The organism is Salinibacterium sp. NG253, from assembly GCF_015864945.1.
GTDB lineage: Bacteria > Actinomycetota > Actinomycetes > Actinomycetales > Microbacteriaceae > Rhodoglobus.
Genome location: NZ_JADYWF010000001.1, coordinates 1,230,925 through 1,251,471, shown reverse-complemented (window position 1 = coordinate 1,251,471; position 20,547 = coordinate 1,230,925). Strand labels below are relative to the sequence as shown.

Sequence of the window (20,547 nt, the reverse complement as noted above, 5' to 3'; positions counted from 1 at the left end):
ATGACAATGACAGATCCGGTCGCTGACATGCTGACCAGACTGCGCAACGCCAATTCGGCGCACCACGACAGCGTTTCAATGCCTAACAGCAAGCTGAAGTCGCGCCTGGCTGAAATGCTCAAGGCCGAGGGATACATCCTCAGCTGGAGCACCGAGGACGCTCGCGTGGGTTCGACCCTCACGATCGAACTCAAGTACAGCCCCACTCGCGAGCGTTCCATCAAGGGAATCAAGCGCGTCTCGAAGCCTGGTCTTCGTGTATACGCTCGCTCGACCGAAATCCCCAAGGTTCTTGGCGGACTCGGTGTGGCTATTTTGTCCACCTCCTCAGGTCTTTTGACCGACAAAGAGGCGACTCAGAAGGGCGTAGGTGGGGAAGTCCTCGCCTACGTGTGGTAACCCAAAATGTCACGTATCGGAAGACTTCCTATTGATGTCCCCGCTGGTGTCACACTCACCATCAACGGCCAGGACGTCACTGTAAAGGGCCCGAAGGGTGAGCTTGCGCTCACCGTCAAGGCACCTATCGCTGTAGCACTCGAAGAGGGTCAGGTTCTCGTAACCCGTCCCGATGACGAGCGCGAATCGCGTTCACTGCACGGCTTGACTCGTACGCTCATCGCTAACCAGATCATCGGTGTTACCGACGGTTACACCAAGGGCCTTGAGGTCGTTGGTACTGGTTACCGTGTCACCGCAAAGGGCAGCTCAATCGAGTTTGCTCTCGGGTACTCGCACTCGATCACCGTTGACCCGCCCGCAGGCATCAGCTTCGCGGTCGAGGGCAATAACAAACTAGTTGTCAGCGGCATCGACAAGCAGGCGGTTGGCGAAGTAGCAGCCAACATTCGTAAATTGCGCAAGCCAGAGCCCTACAAGGGCAAGGGTGTGCGCTACGCCGGCGAAGTTGTTCGTCGCAAGGCCGGAAAGAGTGGTAAGTAGACATGGCTCTCGGAACCAGAGGTAAGAGCAAGTCGGCCGCTAAGGGCCGTCGTCACGCACGTCTCCGCAAGAAGGTCGTGGGCACTGAAGTACGCCCCCGTCTCGTGGTTACGCGTTCAGCACGTCACGTATTCGTCCAGGTTGTCGATGACTCCAAGGGCGTTACCGTCGCTTCGGCGTCGACCATGGAGTCGAGCATGCGTACGTTCGATGGTGACAAGACCGCCAAGGCACGCAAGATCGGTGAATTGGTTGCCGAGCGCGCCAAGGACGCCGGTGTTGAAGCCGTCGTATTTGATCGTGGTGGAAGCCGCTACGCAGGTCGCGTTGCAGCAATCGCCGACGGAGCGCGAGAGGGTGGATTGAACCTGTGAGCGACAACGTGGACAACAAGACAACTAACAAGGAGCAGGCCGTGGCCGCTGAGGCGACTAGCGCCATCTCCGTACCCGAGGTCGTCGTAGACGCCCCCGCGACCGACGTAACGAGCGAGCCCCGCGAGGCTCGTCGTGGCGGTCGCGAGCGTGGACCCGACCGTGGTGGACGTGGTGGCAACAACAGCCGCGACAACGACAAGAACCAGTTCCTGGAGCGCGTCGTCACCATCAACCGTGTATCGAAGGTCGTCAAGGGTGGTCGTCGCTTTAGCTTCACCGCTCTCGTCGTCGTCGGTGACGGCAACGGAATGGTCGGAGTCGGATACGGCAAGGCTCGCGAAGTTCCTCTCGCGATCTCCAAGGGTGTCGAAGAGGCGAAGAAGAACTTCTTCCGCGTTCCTCGCGTCGGCGCTACCATCCCTCACTCGGTCCAGGGCGAGGCAGCCGCAGGTGTAGTCCTGCTGCGTCCCGCATCCGCTGGTACCGGTGTTATCGCTGGTGGACCCGTTCGTGCCGTACTCGAGTGCGCCGGTATCCACGATGTACTGAGCAAGTCGCTCGGTTCCTCGAACACGATCAACATCGTTCACGCAACGGTTGAGGCACTCAAGCAGCTCGAAGAGCCGCGTTCGGTTGCCGCTCGTCGTGGGCTCGATGCAGAACACGTAATCCCGGCACGCTTGCTGCGCGCCGAGGCTGAAGCTAAGGCAGGTGTCTGATGGCTGGTCGCCTGAAGGTAACCCAGATCAAGTCCAAAATTAGTGAGAAGCAGAACCAACGCGACACGCTGCGCAGCCTTGGGCTCAAGCGCATCGGTTCCGTGGTTGTGCGCGAGGACAACTCGCAGAACCGTGGTTACGTCAACACGGTCGCTCACCTTGTCAAGGTCGAGGAGATTGACTAATGGCTGACGAGAAAGAAACCCCAAAAAAGGCTGCAGCTGCGAAAGCTCCTGCCGCCAAAAAGGCTCCTGCTGCGAAGGCATCCGCCACGAAGGCTCCTGCGAAGTCGACCGCCGCTAAGGCATCGACCACCACGAAGTCCTCGAGCGACGATGTTGCAAGCCGCCCGCAGGTCCTGAAGATGCACCACCTCCGTCCCGCTGCCGGTGCTAAGAAAGACCGCATGCGTGTTGGCCGTGGTGAAGGCTCCAAGGGTAAGACCGCGGGCCGTGGAACCAAGGGAACCAAGGCGCGTTACAACATGCGCGTTGGTTTCGAAGGTGGAAACATCAACTTCGTAATGCGTGCACCTAAGCTGCGCGGATTCAAGAACCCATTCCGCGTCGAGTACCAGGTTGTAAACCTCGAAAAGCTCGCGGAACTGTACCCCAAGGGAGGCGACGTAACCGTTGCTGACCTCGTGTCGAAGGGCGCGGTTCGCAAGAACGAAAAGGTCAAGGTTCTTGGTCAGGGTGATATTGCGGTTAAGCTGAACGTTGTAGTTGACAAGGTCTCCGGCTCTGCCGAGCAGAAGATCGTTGCGGCCGGCGGTTCGGTTCAGTAACTGTCACTACGACAAACGTTAGTGTCGCGTTAGTCACACCGGTGACAAACGCAGGCAGGTTGAGTGGGGAATCCCGCAGGGGGTTCCCCACTCGCCCGTAGTACATAGATAAATCGGAGGCCTTGTGTTTAAAGCTGTCGCGCGGATCATACGGACGCCTGACCTTCGCAGGAAGATCGGGTTCACGCTAGGCATCATTGCGCTGTTTAGACTTGGCTCCTTCATCCCCGCGCCGTTCGTCGACTTCGCCAACGTTCAGGCATGTCTCGCCTACAACTCATCGAGTGGCGGACTGTACGACCTCATCAACCTCTTTAGCGGTGGGGCACTCCTTCAACTTTCCGTATTTGCACTCGGAATCATGCCGTACATCACGGCCTCGATCATCGTGCAACTACTTCGTGTGGTCATCCCACACTTTGAGACTCTTCACAAAGAGGGCCAGTCTGGCCAGGCAACGCTGACTCAGTACACGCGTTACCTCACAATCGCTCTCGCGATTCTCCAGTCCACGACATTGATCACTGTTGCGCGAAGTGGCGCACTGTTCCAGTCGGCTGGTGCTCCCGAATGTAGCCAACTCATCACCAACGATGCGTGGTATGCGATCTTGCTCATGGTCATCACCATGACCGCAGGAACCGGCCTCATCATGTGGATGGGAGAGCTCGTCACTGAGCGCGGTATCGGTAACGGTATGTCGCTGTTGATCTTCACGTCGATCGCTGCAACGTTCCCGAGCGCACTCTGGGGCATCTACGTGGCTAGCGGCATCGAGACGTTCGTCCTTGTGCTGCTCATGGGCATCCTAATCATGGCGGCCGTTGTATTTGTCGAGCAGTCGCAACGACGCATCCCTGTGCAGTACGCCAAGCGCATGGTAGGACGTCGTACCTACGGTGGTAACAACACCTACATTCCGATCAAGGTCAATATGGCCGGCGTGATCCCCGTGATCTTCGCTTCGTCGTTGCTGTACCTCCCCGCCTTGATTGCACAGTTCAACCAGCCACAAGCTGGAGAAACCTCTGCAGCATGGGTTGTCTGGGTCCAGAACAATCTGGTTTCCGGCGATAGCCCGATCTACATGATCGGTTACTTCCTGCTGATTGTGGGCTTCACCTACTTCTACGTTGCGATTACCTTCAACCCTGAGGAAGTCGCAGATAACATGAAGAAGTACGGTGGCTTCATTCCTGGTATCCGTGCCGGTCGACCGACCGCCGAATACCTCGATTACGTCTTGACTCGCGTCACCTTGCCTGGTTCTTTGTACCTAGGCCTCGTGGCAATGATCCCTTTGATTGCGTTCGTAGTCATCGGGGCCAACCAGAATTTCCCATTCGGCGGAGCTAGCATCCTGATTATCGTTGGCGTCGGTCTTGAGACCGTCAAGCAAATCGATTCGCAGCTGCAGCAGCGCCATTACGAAGGTTTGTTGCGTTGACACGACTTCTCTTGATTGGTCCCCCTGGTGCTGGAAAAGGCACCCAGGCCGCTCGTCTTGCCGAGATCTACGGCGTTCCTGCAATTTCTACTGGTGACATTTTTCGCAGCAATGTGAAGAACGGCACGGAGCTCGGGAACAAAGCCAAAGCATTTATGGATGCCGGCGACAATGTTCCCGACTCGCTCACGAACGCATTGATTCGTGATCGTCTCGAAGAGCCAGACGCCAAGCAGGGCTTCCTGCTCGACGGCTACCCTCGCACGACCGATCAGGTCCGCGAGCTTGACGAATTTCTGGCAAGCCACGGTGCTGCGCTTGATGTTGTCGTCGAGCTCGAAGCGGATCCTGATGTCGTTGTGGACCGCCTTCGTAAGCGCGCTCTCGAACAGGGCCGCAGCGATGATACCGAAGAGGTAGTTCGTCACCGTCTTGAGGTCTACAGCGAACAGACTGCTCCGCTCGTGAAGGTCTATGCGGACCGCGGCGTGCTTGTCACGATCGATGCTCTTGGCGAAATTGACGCGGTCACTGCGCGAATCACCGAAGCTCTTTTCGATCGCGGTATTTCTGCCACTGATGCGGGTTCTCGCTAAAACTCTGATTGGTGGCTAGCGCCGTTAGCAGCGTGTTCTGCCCCGTGAGTTGTTATCCATCCTGACGATGAGGGGATAGCGGTCACGGTCGACAGCGTCGGGAAACCGAACAAGCGTCGTGACTTTATCATCGCGATCGTCGTTCTGGCCCTGGCTTTCGTGATCACCGCAGTGCTGTTCCTGCTGACCTGTATGCGCCTTGAGCAGGCTAAGGACGCAATCGAACAGAAGGATCGAGAGATCGGGGCGCAAGTCGAGCTCATCGATGAAAATCGGGCCTGAAAGCGCGGGCGGGAGGCGCACGAGGTGCGTGAGGATTCCCTCCGCCTCGAAACAACAACCGCCGAACTAAAAGAGGTGCTCGTCGTGGCGGCAACAAGCGCCGCGACAAAAAGGTGGATTGACGAATGCGACTACCGGGAGCTCGCCGGCTACGGATTCGCCTGCACAGGCGGACGAAACGGACGGTTCGCGACTGGTACGCCGCAATCGCGTTCACTCCGCGCACGATCTCGCAGTAATTATCGCCCCTGATCGCTAGCTTTCGATGCCTCGAACTAGTTCATCGATAAATGTGGGAAAGTCGACAGCTTTCTTGACGAGTTGTTGCACATACTCACGGTCAGAAAAGACCGTTACGAATTGGTCGAACACTGTTTGGAACGTTGTGCGACCGGCAGCGCTGAAGGCGATCAGGGCGATCACGTTGACCTTGTTTTCACCCCACGGCATCGGCGTTTCATTGATGACGATGCTGATTGCCGTGCGGTGAGCGTTCATGGTCATCGCATGGGGAACAGCCAGGGTGTCGGTGAAGGCCGTGGATGACATGCGTTCGCGTTCAATCGCGCCTGTGATGTAGCCGTGGTCAATAACGCCGGCTTCGATCATCCGATGTCCAAGGGCGGCGATCATCGCTTCCTCGCTCGGGGCGGTGAAGTTGCGCAAGAACAGCGCGGGGTCAAAGAAGCGCAAGAGTTCATCGGTGAGTTCACGCCGGCGACGCAACCGACGGATGCGACCGATCGTGCGACGGATCGCATCGACATCGGTTTCGGTCAAGAACGGCTGAATCAGCACAACGTTGTCAGCGAACGACCGCAGATCGATTGTGGTTAAAACGAGATCGGTGGAGAGTTCAGCGAGGTCGACATCGGTTCGAGTGATCACGATGCGAAGTTGCAGCTCGTCGCCGAGTACGGCTTCGATGCGTTCACGCAAGATGACGTGGAGGTCATGGTAATTGGGGCATACCAGCGCTGCTGTCAGCCGCACCTCGCGTTTCGCCTGACGCTCAAGGTGCGAGCCAACGTGGAGGGCAATGTAGGAAATCTCGTCGTCGTGGATCGTGATGCCTTCATCGCGTTGCACTTCTGCTGCGATGAACACTGCGAGTTCGTAGATCATCGGATAGGTGGTCTTGATCGACCGCGTCATGGGGTTGCGCGAGTAGGAGAGGTCTTGCGCGCGAAGGATGAGATTGCGCACGTGTAATGACAGCCTCATGATGAAGTCGTCATCGTCAAGGTCAATGAGGTATTCCTCGCCAACGTGCTTCACGGTGCGGCGAACGCGAGAGGTGAGTTCTTCTAGATCGACATCCGCAGGGGAGTCGGGGCTTGCGACGCGGGTAATGACGCGCGTAGTGAGCAGGAGCTCGATCTCGTTAAGGTCGTCTTCTCGCAGATTCGTGCCGAAGTGCGACGTGATGAGCGCCGCGAGGTCAATTGAAAAGGCTGCCGATTCTTTGGAGAGGGTTGGTGCGGTGCTCAGCGCTGGGGGAGAGCTTGCGTCATCCGCAGCGTCCGGATCGCGCGGGAGCGTGCGGTCTGCAGCAATCGCAACGTGGAGCAAGACGTGGTTAATCCCATATTCGTTGACGAAGTACCCGTGGGAGTCGAGGAGCTCGAGCAGTGAAGTCTTAAACGAGCGGAGATCGGACGACTCAAATTCCCGCTGAATACTCTCGAGTTCAAGAAAACCTTGAGATTCTTCGTGACGGAACATTTTGCTGAGTAGCCGACGAAGGTTGGGTTCCGTTCCTGACAAGATGACGAGCGGCCCGCGCCGAGTGAGCGTTAGCCCTGATTCCTCCACGGCTGCCTTGATCTTTCGCAGGTCGGCTTCAATAGTCGACTCGCTGACGAAAAAGCTATCGGCGAGGGCGTGAATGTCTGTGCCTTCAGGAGCATCGCCAAGGCGACGAACAAGATGGTACTGGCGATCGCGGGGGCGTTCTGCCTCGCGATTTGAGGCGCCCTTGAGGAACTCTGCGTAATTCTCACGGTTGAGGCGATAGCCGGCCGTCGACGACTCGATGACCTCAAGAGGAAGCGCGGAGGACTTCACCGCAGTGACGTAACTGCGCACGCTGCGCGTAGTGACGCCAAGTTTGTCAGCAAGCTCGGCAGCGGTCACCCACGCCTCGGCTTGAGCGAGGTAGTCGATGAGTCGTGCGTGATTGGCAAGCATGAGAACTCCATTCTTGCCTATGAATGTTTCCGCGGGGGCGGAATCTTCTCTACTGGAACTCAGGGTGCCTTCCCAGTCACTATAGATATCGAAGGATTGAAGAAGGTTTATCGCGAGGAGGCGATCAGGTGTCTACGGTGCTGGTTTTGTGCGGAGCAGGTGCCTCGAGCACCTTTTTGGCACACGCACTTCGTCGACAGGCGACTGTTCGCGGTCTGCCTCATACCTTTACCCCCGCGAGCGTTGCGGCGCTCAGTATGCCTCTCACTTCTGTGGATGTCGTGCTAGTGAGCTCCCACGTCGCAGATTTCTTCGACCAGGCAGCAATTGCCGCCGACGCGATTGGTGCGAAAGCGATCCAACTCCCGGCCCTGAACTTTGATGCAGCTGGCGCAAATATTGCCCTCGACCTTCTTGATTCCTTCCCTCAAGTAACGACAGAAAGCAGCAACAATGGCTGAACAAACTATTCGGGTGGCTTCGGCACACGGGCTTCACGCTCGTCCCGCATCACTCTTCACCCAGGCGGCAGCTGCCTCTGGACTCGACGTCACTATCGCCAAAGGCGACAAGTCGGTAAATGCCTCAAGCATCCTGAGCGTCATCTCGCTCGGTGTCACGCATGGCGACGAGGTCACCATTGCAGCTGAAGGCGATGGCGCCGATGCCGTTATCGCCACCCTGACCGAAATTCTCAGTACCGATCACGACGAGAGCTAATCGTGTTCGGCCGCTTCCCTCGCAGTATCCTCACATCACAGATATCGGAGTAAAACAATGACAACGTCGTCTACGACCGCCAAGAGTGGCGGTGCGCGCGTAGGGGTCCAAAAATTTGGAACCTTCGTTAGCGGAATGGTGATGCCCAACATTGCGGCATTCATCGCTTGGGGCTTTATCACTGCACTGTTCATCCAAACAGGTTGGTTGCCGTTGCTCGGCATCGACCCGGTCTGGGTTCAGCAGCTTGGTGGCTGGAGCCTTGACCCCGAGGTAACGAACACGGGCCTCGTCGGTCCGATGATCATTTACCTACTTCCCTTGCTCATCGCTAACACCGGTGGCCGCATGGTTTACGGAACCCGCGGTGGAGTTATCGGAACCATCGCGACGATGGGTGTCATCATTGGCGCCGGTATCCCGATGTTCCTGGGCGCCATGATCGTTGGTCCCGGTGCTGCGTGGGTCATGAAGAAGATCGACTCACTCTGGGAGGGAAAGATTCGTCCTGGTTTCGAGATGCTCGTCGACAACTTCGCTGGTGGAATCGTTGGCATGCTGCTCGCGATTGCGTCATTCTTCCTGATCGCTCCGCTCGTCACAGCGATCAGCAACGGTCTCGAAGCGGTTATCGCGTTCCTTGTTGACAACAGCCTGCTGCCTTTGGCAAGCGTGTTCGTTGAGCCCGGCAAGATCCTCTTCCTCAACAACGCCATCAACCACGGTGTCTTTACGCCGCTGGGAACGGCCGAGTCTCTTGAAAAGGGCCAGTCGATCTTGTTCCTCATCGAAGCAAACCCTGGCCCCGGCCTCGGTATCTTGCTCGCCTTCTTGGTATTCGGTGTTGGCCTGCTGCGTGCGAGCGCTCCCGGTGCCATCCTGATTCACTTCGTCGGTGGTATCCACGAGATCTACTTCCCGTACGTTTTGGCTAAGCCGCTGCTCGTTGTTGCAGCAATCGCTGGTGGCGCAACTGGTGTTCTCACGAACGTCATCTTCCAGTCGGGTCTGCGCGCTCCGGCCTCACCGGGCTCGATCATTGCGGTTCTCGCCCAAACGCCTCCCGGAAGCATCGTTGGCGTACTGCTGTCGGTTGTATTCTCCGCGGCGGTCTCATTCCTGGTCGCTTCGATCATCATTCGTGCGGGTCGTAAGCGCGACCTCGAAGCTATGGCTAACGGTGACGATGCTCTCGCAGCAGCCGTTGCTAAGAACGAGGCCAACAAGGGCAAGGGCAGCTCGGTCAGCGACCTGCTCGGAACCGGTGCTGCCGCTGCTGGTGCAACTGCCGGTGCAGCAACTGCCACGAAGATCCAGAACGTTGTGTTTGCGTGTGACGCAGGCATGGGATCGAGTGCCATGGGAGCAACCGTTCTCCGCAACAAGTTTGCGAAGGCCGGCATCGAGGGCGTCAACGTGACGAACAAGGCAATTGCGAACCTCGATGGTTCGGAAGACCTCATCATCACGCAGAATCAACTGACTGACCGTGCCACGGAGAAAGTTCCCGGCGCAATCCATGTTTCAGTTGATAACTTCATGAACAGTCCGAAATACGATGAAGTCGTAAACATGGTTAGCGAATAACAGGAGAAATCATGAGCAAGGTACTCGAGCTAGACCAGATCAAAGCGGCTGGCACCGCTCGCACCAAAGAAGAAGCCATCGCTGAGGCGGCGGAGATTCTGATTGCTGCTGGCGCGGTAACGCCCGAGTACCTTGGCTTCATGAAGGCCCGTGAAGAGTTGACGTCAACCTTCATGGGTAACTTCCTAGCCATTCCGCACGGCACGAACGAGGGCAAGGACACGATCTTGTCGTCCGCGCTCTCGTTCGTGCGGTACGCGGATCCCATCGACTGGGATGGCAACGAGGTTCGCTTCGTTGTCGGCATCGCAGGAAAAGACGGTGGCCACATGGACACCCTCGCCGCGGTTGCCACGATTTTTAGCGACAACGACGAAGTACAGAAGCTCATCGACGCATCTAGCGAAGACGAGCTGCTCGGTCTTCTCTCTGAATTGAACAACGCATGAAGGCCGTACATTTCGGAGCCGGCAACATCGGTCGTGGCTTCGTCGGTCTGATCTTGCACAAGGCTGGCTACGAGATTGTGTTTGCGGATGTCGCAGCAGAACTCATCGACAGCCTCGCCGCAGCAGACAGCTACCAGGTGCACGAAGTGGGCGCGGAGCCCCGCACCGAGACTGTCGACAACTTCCGCGCACTGAACAGCGCGAGCAACGAAGCTGGCGTGATCGAAGAGATCGCCACCGCCGACATGGTTACCACTGCTGTCGGCCCCAACATCCTCAAGTTCGTCGCTCCCCTGATCGCTCAGGCGATCAAGGCTCGCGCTGATGATCTGCCGCCGCTGCAGGTGCTGGCGTGTGAGAACGCGCTCTATGCCACGAACAATCTGCGCGCCGAAGTTGCGGTCGCTGTCGATGCTGAAACGCTCGCCGCGAAAGCTATTTTTGCGAACACTGCGGTCGACCGCATCGTGCCGGCCCAAGACCCTGCTGCCGGACTCGACGTCACGGTGGAAGACTTTTTCGAGTGGGCTATTGAAAGCGCGCCGTTTGGTGACAACGTTCCAGACATTGCCGACGTGCATTTCGTCGACGACCTCGAGCCCTACATTGAGCGCAAGCTGTTCACTGTCAACACTGGCCACGCCACCGTGGCGTACCACGGCTATCTTCGCGGGGCGGAGACACTTTCTGCCGCGATGGCGATCCCCGAGGTTGCGGCGGAAGTCGATGCCGTTCTGGCGGAGACCAGCGCCATGCTCGTCGCCAAGCACGGCTTTGATGCTGCTGACCACGCCGACTATGTAGCCACGTGTACTCGTCGATTTAGCAACCCTCACCTGCCGGACACTCCCGAGCGCGTTGGCCGTAGCCCGCTGCGCAAGTTGTCGCGCAACGAACGCTTTATCAGCCCTGCCAGCGAACTGGCAGCATCCGGAACGACTCCGCACGCGATCCTGCGTGCGGTCGGTGCCGCGATGCAGTTCAACGTGGCCGAAGACCCCGAAAGTGTGCGGATGTTGGAGCTGCGGTCATCGCTCACCGCTCCCGAATTCGTCACTGAGGTTATGGGACTTCGCGAAGGCGACGCACTTTACGCTGCTGCCGTCGAAACGGTCAGCGCGCAATCTTAGACCCAACTTGGCGAAACGCCCGAGATTAGCGTAGGCTTGCTCTTTGGTGTTTCAGGCCGATTTTTTCGCGCCTTGGCTTTCTCGAAAGTCACTCATCACAATCTACGCAGACCAGCGAACCCCACTTATAGCGACGAAGAGGCTATGGCCAAAAAAGACGGTGTCATTGAGATCGAAGGAGCAGTAGTCGAGGCTCTGCCCAACGCGATGTTTCGTGTTGAGTTGACGAACGGCCACGTTGTGCTCGCGCACATCTCCGGCAAAATGCGACAGAACTACATTCGAATCCTTCCGGAGGACCGTGTAGTTGTAGAGCTGAGCCCGTATGACCTGACTCGCGGCCGCATCACCTACCGCTACAAGTAGACCGCGCTGGAAAGTAACGTCCACGCTGCCCTTGCGGGCTAGTGGAACGACGACAGCGATTCACAAGGAAAAATAATGAAGGTTAACCCCAGCGTTAAGCCCATCTGCGACAACTGCCGCGTAATTCGCCGCAACGGTCGCGTCATGGTTATCTGCAAGTCGAACCCGCGTCACAAGCAACGCCAGGGCTAAGGTTCCGCGAGCAGATCGCACAGTTGCACGGGGTGGGGCGAGCAATCGCCACACACCGCAGCGCACATAACTAAATACAAGAACTAGCAACACCAGATCTGAGACTTGTGAAAACAAGTAACAGGGACACCATCGGTTGGAGGCCGGTGCACAGGTGCTGTTACAGACCTCCACTCATCAAACAGGAGAAGCCACTATGGCACGTCTAGCAGGCGTCGACATCCCACGCGACAAGCGTGTAGAGGTCGCACTGACTTACATTTACGGTGTTGGCCGCACGAGGGCACTCAAAACCCTCGCCGACACTCAGATCAGCGGAGAGATCCGTGTTCAGGATCTCACCGATGACCAGCTCATTGCGCTGCGCGACTACATCGAAGGAAACTTCCAGGTAGAAGGTGACCTCCGCCGTGAGGTTGCAGCAGACATCCGCCGCAAGGTTGAAATCGGAAGCTACCAGGGTATCCGTCACCGCAAGGGACTGCCCGTTCACGGTCAGCGCACGAAGACCAACGCTCGTACCCGCAAGGGCCCGAAGCGCACCGTAGCCGGCAAGAAGAAGGCCCGATAGACCCTGGGTTCAACCCCAGTGTCGTCGCCATCAACGTTTTAGGAGAAAACAATGGCAGCACCAAAATCGGCCGCTCGTAAGCCGCGTCGTAAAGAAAAGAAGAACATTGCTGTGGGCCAGGCTCACATCAAGTCAACGTTCAACAACACCATCGTGACCATCACTGACCCCACCGGCGCAGTTCTTGCCTGGTCGTCGTCAGGTGTCGTTGGCTTCAAGGGTTCGCGTAAGTCGACCCCTTATGCCGCACAGATGTCTGCTGAGTCGGCTGCACGCCAGGCTCAGGAGCACGGTGTCAAGAAGGTTGACGTTTTCGTCAAGGGACCGGGTTCGGGTCGCGAAACTGCGATTCGCTCGCTGCAGGCCGCTGGCCTCGAAGTGGGTTCGATCAACGACGTAACACCGCAGACGCACAATGGTTGCCGTCCGCCCAAGCGTCGTCGCGTTTAGTTTCACGCCGTACTAACGGGGCAACTCGTTAGTGCTGGCGTCGTGGCGAGGGCCCTTGTGGCCCTCGCTCACAGTTCCAGCGCACAACTCAATACAACGTCGGGCCAGCCACCCGTCGCCCACAAGTGTCATATAGCGGACACTTCGCCGAAAGGAATTACCAGTGCTGATTGCACAGCGTCCCACCCTTGCTGAGGAGAACATTTCCGAATTCCGTTCACGGTTCGTTATCGAGCCGCTCGAACCTGGTTTCGGTTACACCCTCGGAAACTCACTCCGTCGCACCCTTCTTTCGTCGATCCCCGGAGCAGCTGTCACCAGCATCCGTATCGATGGAGTTCTTCACGAATTCAGCACCGTCGCCGGTGTCAAAGAAGACGTCACTGAGGTCATCCTCAACATCAAGAACCTCGTAGTCTCCAGTGAGCACGACGAGCCGATCACCGCTTACCTGCGCAAGCAGGGTGCTGGTGAAGTTACCGCAGCGGACATCTCAGCACCTGCCGGTGTAGAGATTCACAACCCGGAACTCGTCATCGCAACGCTCAACGACAAGGCCAAGTTTGAACTTGAGCTGACGATCGAGCGTGGCCGTGGCTACGTCACCGCAACTCAGAACCGCAGCGAGTTCAGCGAAGCCGGCCAAATTCCGGTCGACTCGATCTACTCGCCCGTTCTCAAGGTCACCTACCGCGTCGAGGCAACTCGTGCCGGTGAGCGCACTGACTTTGACCGTCTGGTTGTAGATGTTGAAACCAAGTCGGCAATCACCCCTCGCGATGCAGTGGCTTCGGCCGGTCGCACGCTGACCGAACTGTTTGGACTCGCTCGCGAGCTCAACACGGCCGCAGAGGGTATTGAGATTGGTCCTGCACCGGTTGACGCCGTGCTTTCGACCGAACTCAGCATGCCGATCGAAGATCTTGATCTTTCGGTGCGTAGCTACAACTGCCTCAAGCGCGAAGGCATCAACACCGTAAGTGAACTGGTTGCTCTTTCGGAGACCCAGCTCATGAACATCCGTAACTTCGGTCAGAAGTCGGTTGATGAAGTGCGCGACAAGCTCGTCGAGATGGGACTGTCGTTGAAAGACAGCGTTCCCGGATTCGACGGAGCACACTTCTACGGCGGATACGCCGACGACGAGACCAACGCTTGAGCCACTGGCTCGAAACTTTGACACTGGAGAATTAGAAAATGCCTACACCTACTAAGGGCCCGCGTCTCGGCGGTGGACCGGCGCACGAGCGCCACATGCTTGCCAACTTGGCCGCAGCCCTGTTCACTCACAAGAGCATCAAGACAACGGAAATGCGCGCGAAGCGTCTGCGTCCCGTTGCTGAGCGCCTGATCACGTTCGCGAAGAAGGGTGACTTGCACAACCGTCGCCGCGCGCTCGGAATCATCGGCGACAAGACCGTCATCCACGAACTCTTCACGGTCATCGCACCGCAGGTTGAGAACCGCGATGGTGGTTACACCCGCATCACGAAGCTTGGTTTCCGCAAGGGAGACAACGCTTCGATGGTTCAGATGGAACTCGTTCTTGAGCCCGTAACGCCCAAGAAGAAGGCTCCGAAGGCTGCCGCTAAGGCTGAGCCCAAGGCCGCTGCAGAAGAGCCCGCCGTAGAGGAAGCTCCCGTCGAAGAAGTAGCAACCGAAGACGTCGCCGTCGAGGATGCTGCTGCAGAGACTGCAGAAGAGAAGTAACTTTCTTCGTTCGAGAAAACCCCGGCTCCGCTTCGTGCGGGCCGGGGTTTTCTTCGTGAAATAGGGTTGGACTATGACTGAAACGGCACCCGCCATCCCGGCGCTTGAGTCGGATGCCGCGCCCTTTGCTCGTCTGCGACTAGATATCGCCTACGACGGTACGAATTTCTTTGGGTGGGGCAAGCAACCTGTGCTGCGGACCGTGCAAGGCACCATTGAAGACGCCCTGGCCGTCATCTTTCGGCGGTTTGGGGTTACACCGCAACTGGTCGTTGCCGGACGCACGGATGCCGGCGTACACGCGACAGGCCAAGTGGCTCACCTTGACCTCACAGAGACTCAGCTGCGCAGCCTCGACCGCCCGCGTCGCGGCAACATGGGCGGCCGGCGGTATGACGGACCGGCCTCTCTGGCGCGACGGATCAATGGCATCACGGGCCTCGAGTCCGACATTTTTGTAACCCAGTCAGTGATCGCAGCGGACGGGTTCGATGCCCGGTTCTCGCCCCTCTGGCGACGCTACGAGTACCGCATCGCCGACAACGAGTCACCGCGTGACCCGCGTCAACGCAATCACACACTCTGGTACCCGGCCACTCTCGACGTGGACGCGATGAACGTGGCGGCGAAAGAGCTTCTCGGGCTCCATGATTGGGCTGCCTATTGCAAGCCCCGCGAAGGTGCCACGACGGTGCGCAGCCTTGAGCGATTCAGCTTTACCCGCACCGATGAGGGCATCATCCTCGCCGAAGTGCGCGCCGATGCGTTTTGCCACAGCATGGTGCGGTCGCTCGTGGGAGCCGGAGTCTTTGTGGGACAGGGCAAGATTGATTCTTCGCGCCCCGCCGACATCCGTGATGAACGTTCGAAGGGCAGCGAATACAAGGTCATGCCTGCTAAAGGACTCACACTTGTTGAGGTCGGGTATCCGCCAGATGAAGAACTGCACGCGCGCGCAGAACTCACGCGATCACGTCGCGAATTGATCGACTAGTCACCGCGGTGGCGCGCTGCGCTGCCGTCGTTGTCACCTACCGCGTCAGTGCTGCGCGGGCGCCCGAAGGTCGGTGGAACGTCGCACGACGAGCTCGGGCGGGAGCACTTCTTGACGGTGGGTGTGGGAATCTTCTCGCGCTGAGTGCTCTATGAGCAATCGTGCAGCGCGCGTGCCGAGCTTGTCGATGGGCTGGCGCACTGACGTGAGCGGCACAACCCAGTCGCGGGCGAAGTCAATGTCGTCGTATCCGACGAGGGCAACATCCTCTGGCACGCTGAGACCCGCGTCGATAAGTCCGCGGTAGACGCCGAAGGCGAGCATGTCGTTTCCGCAAAATACGGCGTCGGGGGAGTCTGCCTCGAGAAGTAGTTCTGCTGCTCGGCGGCCGTCTTGGATGCCGATCCCTGACGTGCTGACTTCGATCAACGACACTTCCGGATCCATGCCGGCTGCAATGATCGCTTCGCGTGCGCCTTGGGCGCGATCGGCGAACTGACGGAGCCCGGTTGGTCCTCCGACGACGGCGATGCGGGTGTGGCCTAGCTGCAGCAGGTGTTCGATAGCGAGGCGCCCGCCAGCGACGTTGTCGACGGAAATGGAGCAGTGTTCTGGGCCGCCGTTGTAGTCGAGCAACACGACGGGCAGATCGCCCGGGAGGTCTTTGTAGGGGTCGGAGTCTTCGTCGAGGCTCGCGGGCGCCAGTAGTACGCCGCGGACTCGCTGGGCGGCCAACATTGCGAGAAGTCCAGACTCGCGGGTCGTATCGCCTTCGGAGTTGCAGAGCATCACCACGTGGCCCGATTCGCGAACGGTGCGCTCGATGACGTGCGCGGCTTCCATATAGAACGGGCTTTCGATATCCAGAACGACAAGCCCGATGACGTTGCTCGAGGCTCCCGTGAGCACGCGGGCTTGCTGGTTGGGCACGAAGCCAAGTTCGGCAATCGCTTTCTCAACGGCGGCGCGGGTGCGCGGGTGAACAGTATCGGGGCGATTGATCGTATTCGACACGGTGCCGGTCGAAACCTGGGCCAGTGCAGCGACATCGCGGATCCCGGCGGGCGACTTCGATGTCGCAGTGTCGGGGGTACTCATGAATAGCTCACTTCTTGTGCATGGTTCGGGTGCTGCAGGTTTCTCACTCTAAGGGCATTGCCCGGATGCGCCGGGTAAGGGTGCAGTCGAGCTTCTCGTAATCGCATCGTTGTGATCATCTCTGCCTAGCTGTTGCAAATCGGTATTTGTCCAGTGTACGTTTGAACCGCTTTAAAAAATGAACCGGTTCAAATATTCTCGACCGGGCGCAATGACGCGAAAGTGCTGAGGCTTTGGGCGCTGCGTCCGCGCAACACTGCATTCACACCAAAAGGAGAAACACATGAAGCAACGTCGCTTTGCAGGCCTCGCGATCGGTCTCGTGGCCGTCGTAGGACTCGGCCTCGCCGGATGTTCCGCTGACGCCGACACATCTACCGCATCCGGGGAAGACGCCTACACAATCGTTATCGTCCCCAAGGACTCGACTAACCCGTGGTTCGTTCGCATGGAAGAGGGCGTCAACAAGTTCGCCGCTGATTCCGGCAACGATGTTTACCAAAAGGGCCCCGCTGAGACCGATGCCACCCTTCAGGTCCAGGTCATCCAAGACCTCATCGCTCAGGGCGTAGACGCCATCGGCGTCGTGCCGGTTGACCCCGGAGCACTTGAGACCGTCTTGAAGCAGGCCATGGACGCCGGCATCATTGTTGTCACCCACGAAGGTGCCAGCCAGGAAAACACGATGTACGACATCGAAGCCTTCAACAACACCCAGTACGGCGCATTCATCATGGACAACCTCGCCGAGGCAATGGGTGAAGAGGGCACCTACGCCACGATGGTTGGCCACGTAACCAACGCGTCGCACAACGAGTGGGCTGACGGTGCTGTTGCTCGTCAAATGGAGGCTTACCCGAACATGACGCTGCTTGCTGCCGAGCCGCGCGTTGAGTCGCAGGACGACGGAGAGGTTGCCTACCAGGCAGCCAAGGAACTCCTCAAGAAGTACCCCGAAGTAACCGGCATCGTCGGAACCTCGTCGTTTGACGCTCCTGGTGTCGCTCGTGCGATCGAAGAACTCGGCCTCACCGGCAAGGTCTTCGTGAGCGGAACCGGTATGCCGGCCGCTAACAAGTCGATCCTCGAAAAGGGCCTCGTTAAGACGCTGACCCTCTGGGACCCGGCAGACGCTGGTTACGCTCTGGCATCGCTCGCCGAGCAGATCCTCGACGGCGAAGACATCGCTGACGGCGTGAACCTCGGAGTCACCGGTTACGAAAACATGACCTTCGCTGAAGGCAGCGACAAGGTTCTCGAAGGTAACGGCTGGGTCGTTATCGACAAGGACAACGTAGACAGCTTCGGCTTCTAAGCAGTTCCGTTTACGCGACCAGGGCAGAGCGAAGATTCATTCTGCCCTGGTCGCACCCCCAGATTTATTCACGCGCGGAAAGGACCGGACGATGGTAGATAACGTCATCGCGGTACGCGATATCGGTAAGGCTTTCGCTGGCGTTCAAGCGCTTGATGGCATCACCTTGGAGATCGCTCCCGGAGAGATTCACTGTCTCGCTGGAGAGAACGGCAGTGGCAAGTCCACGCTGATCAAGGTCATGTCTGGTGTGCACGCCCCCGATACCGGAACCATCGAACTGAACGGCAAGACGTTTTCGAAGCTGTCGCCCATCGAGGCGATCTCAAACGGCGTTCAGGTCATTTATCAAGACTTCTCCGTTTTTCCGAACCTCACGGTGATGGAGAACTTGGCGCTCAACGCCGAGCTCGCCGCCCACCGCACTTTCGTGAGTTGGAAGCGGATGCGGGCTGTCGCCGAAGAGGCGATCGCCAAGATTAACTTCACGATCGACCTCGACGAGAAGGTCGGCCAGCTTTCTGTGGCACAGAAGCAACTCGTCGCTATCTCCCGCGCTCTCATGAGCGACGCAAAACTCATCATCATGGATGAACCAACCACGGCTCTGACGAAGCGAGAGGTTGACGCGCTCTTCGCCATCATCCTCGATCTCAAGGCCCGTGGAATTGCGACGCTGTTCGTGAGCCACAAGTTGGACGAAGTGTTCGAGATCAGTGAACGCTTCACGATCATCCGCAACGGTAAGTCGGTTATCACGTGCTTGCCGGAGGAACTGGATCACGCGACGTTCTCGCACCACATGACCGGCCGCGAGTTCGACGACGACCACTTCGTTCCTGAGCACGTCTCCGAAGAGCCCATCTTGGAGACGAGGGGACTTGGCGTCGATGGAGCGTTTGCAGATGTTGACCTCACGCTGCGTAAGGGCGAAATCCTGGGAATCACCGGGCTGCTTGGCTCCGGACGAACGGAACTCGCGCTCTCGCTCTTCGGTTCGAAGCCCGCCGATTCGGGCAAGATCCTGATCAACGGTGAAGTTGTCGAGGTCGGCAGCGTGCGCGCCGCGATCGCTCACGGTATTGGCTATGTTCCGGAAGACCGCCTCACCGAAGGTCTCTTCCTCGAGCGTTCCATTAGCTCGAACATCGTGATCTCCGAGATCGATTCGTTCGTCTCGAAGTTCGGGGCACTCGATCAGCGCAAGGCGGATGCCGAAGGTCAGCGCTGGGTCGACGAGCTCAAGATCGCAACGCCCAACCCTGCTAACCCGGTGAATACTCTTTCCGGAGGAAACCAGCAGCGCATCGTGCTCGCGAAGTGGCTTGCCACTCACCCGAAGATTTTGATTCTCAACGGCCCAACGGTCGGTGTCGATATCGGATCGAAGCACGACATCCATCGCATTTTGCGCACGCTTGCCAGCGAAGGGCTCGGCGTCATCATCATCTCCGATGACATCCCTGAGGTCATCCAGAACTGCAACCGGGTCATGGCGATGAACGCAGGACGAATCGTGGCGGAAATCGACCCGCGCACGACGACCGAATCCGAGCTCGCCGAGCTCATGTCGAAAGACCCGAGCACTATTGACGGGAAGGGCTGAGATGGCCAAGTTAGTGCGAAAGCTCACTAAATCAAACGAGTTCTACCTTTTGCTCGTGATCATTGCCGTGAGCATTGTCATCCAGTTGCGCAGCGGACAGTTCTTCTCCGCAAACAACCTGGTCGACCTTGCCAACGCGATGGTCGTCCCTGGCATTTTTGCGGTTGGCGCCTTCATGGTGCTGGTCGCCGGCGGAATCGATGTCTCATTTCCGGCGCTGGCGTCGCTTTCGGTCTACGCCACCACCCGAGTGCTCGTGGATGCGGGCTACACCGGGGGAGTCTGGCTGCCGTTCCTGATGGTCATTGTGGTCGGGGCAATCCTCGGCGCGTTCAATGGACTGTTCACCTCGAGGTTTGTGGTGCCCGTGCTCATCATCACCCTCGGAACCGCCAGCGTCTTCTCCGGAGTCATGCAGGGCGTGTTCAAGTCGGTGCAGATTCCGAACCTGCCGCAGGGGATGAGCGACTTCGGCCGCTCGACACTGTTCGTGGCGACAAACCCTGAGTCGGGGCTCACCTCGAACATGCCGGTTGCGTTCCTCATCTTGGTTGCTGTTGTTGCCGTTGCCTTCGTCGTGATGAGGTACACCACCTTCGGCCGCGGCCTCTACGCGATTGGTGGCGACGAAAGTGCTGCTGCCCGCGCAGGCTTCAAAGTACGCAAGATCAAGTTCTGGCTCTTCGTCATTGTGGGAATTATCGCCAGCCTCGCTGGACTGGTGCGCACGAGCATGATGGACCAAATGCATCCGACGAACCTGCTCGGTATGGAGCTCATGGTTATCGCCGCGGTCGTGCTCGGCGGTGCCTCCATTACGGGAGGAACCGGAACACTGACCGGAACGATGTTGGGCACGCTGTTGATTGTGATCGTGCAAAACAGCATGATCTTGGTCGGCATCCCCACCTTCTGGCAGGGCTTCGCGCTCGGCACCCTGATCCTCGTCGGAACAGGTATTTCGGCCGTGCAACTCACCCGATCACGCAAACGCGCACCCGCGCTGGTTCAAGGATAGG

At 58.2% G+C, this 20,547-nt stretch carries 25 protein-coding genes; 23 read left to right on the top strand and 2 right to left on the bottom strand.

Going from position 1 to position 20,547, the window contains the following annotated elements:
• The 8 genes from rpsH to I6E52_RS06060 all read left to right on the top strand — a co-directional run bounded on the left by rpsH (position 1) and on the right by I6E52_RS06060 (position 4,868).
• Positions 1–399 carry a 30S ribosomal protein S8 gene (rpsH, locus tag I6E52_RS06095; RefSeq protein WP_197123108.1) on the top strand — a complete coding sequence of 133 codons (399 nt, stop codon included), beginning with the start codon at positions 1–3 and terminating at the stop codon, positions 397–399.
• Positions 400–405: 6 nt separating this feature from the next.
• A complete protein-coding gene (gene rplF / locus I6E52_RS06090) occupies positions 406–942 on the top strand; it encodes a 50S ribosomal protein L6 (protein WP_197106452.1) in 537 nt (178 codons plus the stop codon).
• Between the two features lie 2 nt (positions 943–944).
• Positions 945–1,316, top strand: coding sequence for a 50S ribosomal protein L18 (gene rplR / locus I6E52_RS06085; protein WP_197123110.1), 372 nt, complete (start codon positions 945–947; stop codon positions 1,314–1,316).
• Positions 1,313–2,038, top strand: a complete 726-nt coding sequence (gene rpsE, locus I6E52_RS06080) for a 30S ribosomal protein S5 (protein WP_197106451.1) — start codon at positions 1,313–1,315, stop codon at positions 2,036–2,038. Before rplR ends, rpsE begins: the two co-directional genes overlap by 4 nt.
• Positions 2,038–2,223: a 50S ribosomal protein L30 gene (gene rpmD, locus I6E52_RS06075; RefSeq protein ID WP_009773114.1), complete on the top strand. Its 186-nt coding sequence runs from the start codon at positions 2,038–2,040 to the stop codon at positions 2,221–2,223. The genes rpsE and rpmD overlap by 1 nt, the downstream gene beginning before the upstream one ends.
• Positions 2,223–2,825 (top strand): 50S ribosomal protein L15, encoded by a 603-nt coding sequence (gene rplO, locus I6E52_RS06070; RefSeq protein WP_197123113.1) that lies wholly within the window; start codon positions 2,223–2,225, stop codon positions 2,823–2,825. The genes rpmD and rplO overlap by 1 nt, the downstream gene beginning before the upstream one ends.
• A gap of 124 nt (positions 2,826–2,949) precedes the next feature.
• Positions 2,950–4,272: a preprotein translocase subunit SecY gene (secY, locus tag I6E52_RS06065; RefSeq protein WP_197123115.1), complete on the top strand. Its 1,323-nt coding sequence runs from the start codon at positions 2,950–2,952 to the stop codon at positions 4,270–4,272.
• Positions 4,269–4,868: an adenylate kinase gene (locus I6E52_RS06060; RefSeq protein ID WP_197123117.1), complete on the top strand. Its 600-nt coding sequence runs from the start codon at positions 4,269–4,271 to the stop codon at positions 4,866–4,868. The genes secY and I6E52_RS06060 overlap by 4 nt, the downstream gene beginning before the upstream one ends.
• 537 nt (positions 4,869–5,405) lie before the next feature.
• On the opposite strand, the gene I6E52_RS06055 is transcribed toward I6E52_RS06060, so the two are convergent.
• A complete protein-coding gene (locus I6E52_RS06055) occupies positions 5,406–7,340 on the bottom strand; it encodes a transcription antiterminator (protein WP_197155516.1) in 1,935 nt (644 codons plus the stop codon).
• Between the two features lie 23 nt (positions 7,341–7,363).
• Here I6E52_RS06055 and I6E52_RS06050 point away from each other — a divergent pair, with 23 nt between their 5' ends.
• The 12 genes from I6E52_RS06050 (at position 7,364) to I6E52_RS05995 (ending at position 15,509) form a co-directional block, all read left to right on the top strand.
• Positions 7,364–7,801, top strand: a complete 438-nt coding sequence (locus I6E52_RS06050; RefSeq protein ID WP_231601776.1) for a PTS sugar transporter subunit IIB — start codon at positions 7,364–7,366, stop codon at positions 7,799–7,801.
• Positions 7,794–8,060: an HPr family phosphocarrier protein gene (locus tag I6E52_RS06045; protein WP_197136705.1), complete on the top strand. Its 267-nt coding sequence runs from the start codon at positions 7,794–7,796 to the stop codon at positions 8,058–8,060. The genes I6E52_RS06050 and I6E52_RS06045 overlap by 8 nt, the downstream gene beginning before the upstream one ends.
• Positions 8,061–8,117: 57 nt before the next feature.
• Positions 8,118–9,647, top strand: coding sequence for a PTS mannitol transporter subunit IICB (locus I6E52_RS06040; RefSeq protein WP_197155514.1), 1,530 nt, complete (start codon positions 8,118–8,120; stop codon positions 9,645–9,647).
• An 11-nt stretch (positions 9,648–9,658) separates the two neighbouring features.
• The gene (locus I6E52_RS06035) at positions 9,659–10,096 is read left to right on the top strand and encodes a PTS sugar transporter subunit IIA (RefSeq protein ID WP_197123127.1); all 438 of its coding nucleotides are present in this window, start codon (positions 9,659–9,661) and stop codon (positions 10,094–10,096) included.
• Complete coding sequence (locus tag I6E52_RS06030; protein ID WP_197155512.1) at positions 10,093–11,226, top strand: mannitol-1-phosphate 5-dehydrogenase; 1,134 nt, start codon at positions 10,093–10,095, stop codon at positions 11,224–11,226. The genes I6E52_RS06035 and I6E52_RS06030 overlap by 4 nt, the downstream gene beginning before the upstream one ends.
• Positions 11,227–11,370: 144 nt before the next feature.
• On the top strand, positions 11,371–11,592 hold the full coding sequence (gene infA, locus I6E52_RS06025) for a translation initiation factor IF-1 (RefSeq protein WP_010203795.1): 222 nt from the start codon (positions 11,371–11,373) through the stop codon (positions 11,590–11,592).
• A gap of 75 nt (positions 11,593–11,667) precedes the next feature.
• Complete coding sequence (gene rpmJ, locus I6E52_RS06020; RefSeq protein ID WP_197106440.1) at positions 11,668–11,784, top strand: 50S ribosomal protein L36; 117 nt, start codon at positions 11,668–11,670, stop codon at positions 11,782–11,784.
• Positions 11,785–11,980: 196 nt separating this feature from the next.
• Positions 11,981–12,355 carry a 30S ribosomal protein S13 gene (rpsM, locus tag I6E52_RS06015; RefSeq protein WP_197106439.1) on the top strand — a complete coding sequence of 125 codons (375 nt, stop codon included), beginning with the start codon at positions 11,981–11,983 and terminating at the stop codon, positions 12,353–12,355.
• Positions 12,356–12,406: 51 nt separating this feature from the next.
• Complete coding sequence (gene rpsK, locus I6E52_RS06010) at positions 12,407–12,805, top strand: 30S ribosomal protein S11 (RefSeq protein ID WP_197106438.1); 399 nt, start codon at positions 12,407–12,409, stop codon at positions 12,803–12,805.
• A 163-nt stretch (positions 12,806–12,968) separates the two neighbouring features.
• Positions 12,969–13,964, top strand: a complete 996-nt coding sequence (locus I6E52_RS06005; RefSeq protein ID WP_129072180.1) for a DNA-directed RNA polymerase subunit alpha — start codon at positions 12,969–12,971, stop codon at positions 13,962–13,964.
• Between the two features lie 38 nt (positions 13,965–14,002).
• The gene (gene rplQ, locus I6E52_RS06000; RefSeq protein WP_197106437.1) at positions 14,003–14,515 is read left to right on the top strand and encodes a 50S ribosomal protein L17; all 513 of its coding nucleotides are present in this window, start codon (positions 14,003–14,005) and stop codon (positions 14,513–14,515) included.
• A 73-nt stretch (positions 14,516–14,588) separates the two neighbouring features.
• Entirely contained in the window at positions 14,589–15,509 is a 921-nt protein-coding gene (locus tag I6E52_RS05995) for a tRNA pseudouridine(38-40) synthase TruA (RefSeq protein ID WP_197155510.1), read from the top strand.
• Between the two features lie 45 nt (positions 15,510–15,554).
• Here the strand turns inward: I6E52_RS05995 and I6E52_RS05990 are convergent, their stop codons facing one another.
• Positions 15,555–16,607 (bottom strand): LacI family DNA-binding transcriptional regulator, encoded by a 1,053-nt coding sequence (locus I6E52_RS05990; RefSeq protein WP_197155508.1) that lies wholly within the window; start codon positions 16,605–16,607, stop codon positions 15,555–15,557.
• 283 nt (positions 16,608–16,890) lie between these two features.
• Between I6E52_RS05990 and I6E52_RS05985 the strand changes: the two genes are divergently transcribed.
• The 3 genes from I6E52_RS05985 to I6E52_RS05975 all read left to right on the top strand — a co-directional run bounded on the left by I6E52_RS05985 (position 16,891) and on the right by I6E52_RS05975 (position 20,546).
• Positions 16,891–17,922: an autoinducer 2 ABC transporter substrate-binding protein gene (locus I6E52_RS05985; protein WP_197155506.1), complete on the top strand. Its 1,032-nt coding sequence runs from the start codon at positions 16,891–16,893 to the stop codon at positions 17,920–17,922.
• 91 nt (positions 17,923–18,013) lie between these two features.
• Positions 18,014–19,528: a sugar ABC transporter ATP-binding protein gene (locus tag I6E52_RS05980; RefSeq protein WP_197123137.1), complete on the top strand. Its 1,515-nt coding sequence runs from the start codon at positions 18,014–18,016 to the stop codon at positions 19,526–19,528.
• A 1-nt stretch (position 19,529) separates the two neighbouring features.
• Positions 19,530–20,546 (top strand): ABC transporter permease, encoded by a 1,017-nt coding sequence (locus I6E52_RS05975; RefSeq protein ID WP_197155504.1) that lies wholly within the window; start codon positions 19,530–19,532, stop codon positions 20,544–20,546.
• Position 20,547 lies beyond the last annotated feature (1 nt).

Bases quoted from the DNA above. Each gene is read 5' to 3' on its own strand.
- I6E52_RS06050 (WP_231601776.1), top strand. From the start codon at position 7,364: ATGTTTCCGCGGGGGCGGAATCTTCTCTACTGGAACTCAGGGTGCCTT.
- I6E52_RS05985 (WP_197155506.1), top strand. From the start codon at position 16,891: ATGAAGCAACGTCGCTTTGCAGGCCTCGCGATCGGTCTCGTGGCCGTC.
- rpsH (WP_197123108.1), top strand. From the start codon at position 1: ATGACAATGACAGATCCGGTCGCTGACATGCTGACCAGACTGCGCAAC.
- I6E52_RS05990 (WP_197155508.1), bottom strand. From the start codon at position 16,607: ATGAGTACCCCCGACACTGCGACATCGAAGTCGCCCGCCGGGATCCGC.
- I6E52_RS05995 (WP_197155510.1), top strand. From the start codon at position 14,589: ATGACTGAAACGGCACCCGCCATCCCGGCGCTTGAGTCGGATGCCGCG.
- infA (WP_010203795.1), top strand. From the start codon at position 11,371: ATGGCCAAAAAAGACGGTGTCATTGAGATCGAAGGAGCAGTAGTCGAG.
- I6E52_RS06055 (WP_197155516.1), bottom strand. From the start codon at position 7,340: ATGCTTGCCAATCACGCACGACTCATCGACTACCTCGCTCAAGCCGAG.
- I6E52_RS06035 (WP_197123127.1), top strand. From the start codon at position 9,659: ATGAGCAAGGTACTCGAGCTAGACCAGATCAAAGCGGCTGGCACCGCT.
- rplO (WP_197123113.1), top strand. From the start codon at position 2,223: ATGGCTGACGAGAAAGAAACCCCAAAAAAGGCTGCAGCTGCGAAAGCT.
- I6E52_RS06030 (WP_197155512.1), top strand. From the start codon at position 10,093: ATGAAGGCCGTACATTTCGGAGCCGGCAACATCGGTCGTGGCTTCGTC.
- rpsK (WP_197106438.1), top strand. From the start codon at position 12,407: ATGGCAGCACCAAAATCGGCCGCTCGTAAGCCGCGTCGTAAAGAAAAG.
- rpmD (WP_009773114.1), top strand. From the start codon at position 2,038: ATGGCTGGTCGCCTGAAGGTAACCCAGATCAAGTCCAAAATTAGTGAG.
- rplF (WP_197106452.1), top strand. From the start codon at position 406: ATGTCACGTATCGGAAGACTTCCTATTGATGTCCCCGCTGGTGTCACA.
- I6E52_RS05975 (WP_197155504.1), top strand. From the start codon at position 19,530: ATGGCCAAGTTAGTGCGAAAGCTCACTAAATCAAACGAGTTCTACCTT.
- rplR (WP_197123110.1), top strand. From the start codon at position 945: ATGGCTCTCGGAACCAGAGGTAAGAGCAAGTCGGCCGCTAAGGGCCGT.
- rpmJ (WP_197106440.1), top strand. From the start codon at position 11,668: ATGAAGGTTAACCCCAGCGTTAAGCCCATCTGCGACAACTGCCGCGTA.
- rplQ (WP_197106437.1), top strand. From the start codon at position 14,003: ATGCCTACACCTACTAAGGGCCCGCGTCTCGGCGGTGGACCGGCGCAC.
- I6E52_RS05980 (WP_197123137.1), top strand. From the start codon at position 18,014: ATGGTAGATAACGTCATCGCGGTACGCGATATCGGTAAGGCTTTCGCT.
- I6E52_RS06045 (WP_197136705.1), top strand. From the start codon at position 7,794: ATGGCTGAACAAACTATTCGGGTGGCTTCGGCACACGGGCTTCACGCT.
- I6E52_RS06040 (WP_197155514.1), top strand. From the start codon at position 8,118: ATGACAACGTCGTCTACGACCGCCAAGAGTGGCGGTGCGCGCGTAGGG.
- rpsM (WP_197106439.1), top strand. From the start codon at position 11,981: ATGGCACGTCTAGCAGGCGTCGACATCCCACGCGACAAGCGTGTAGAG.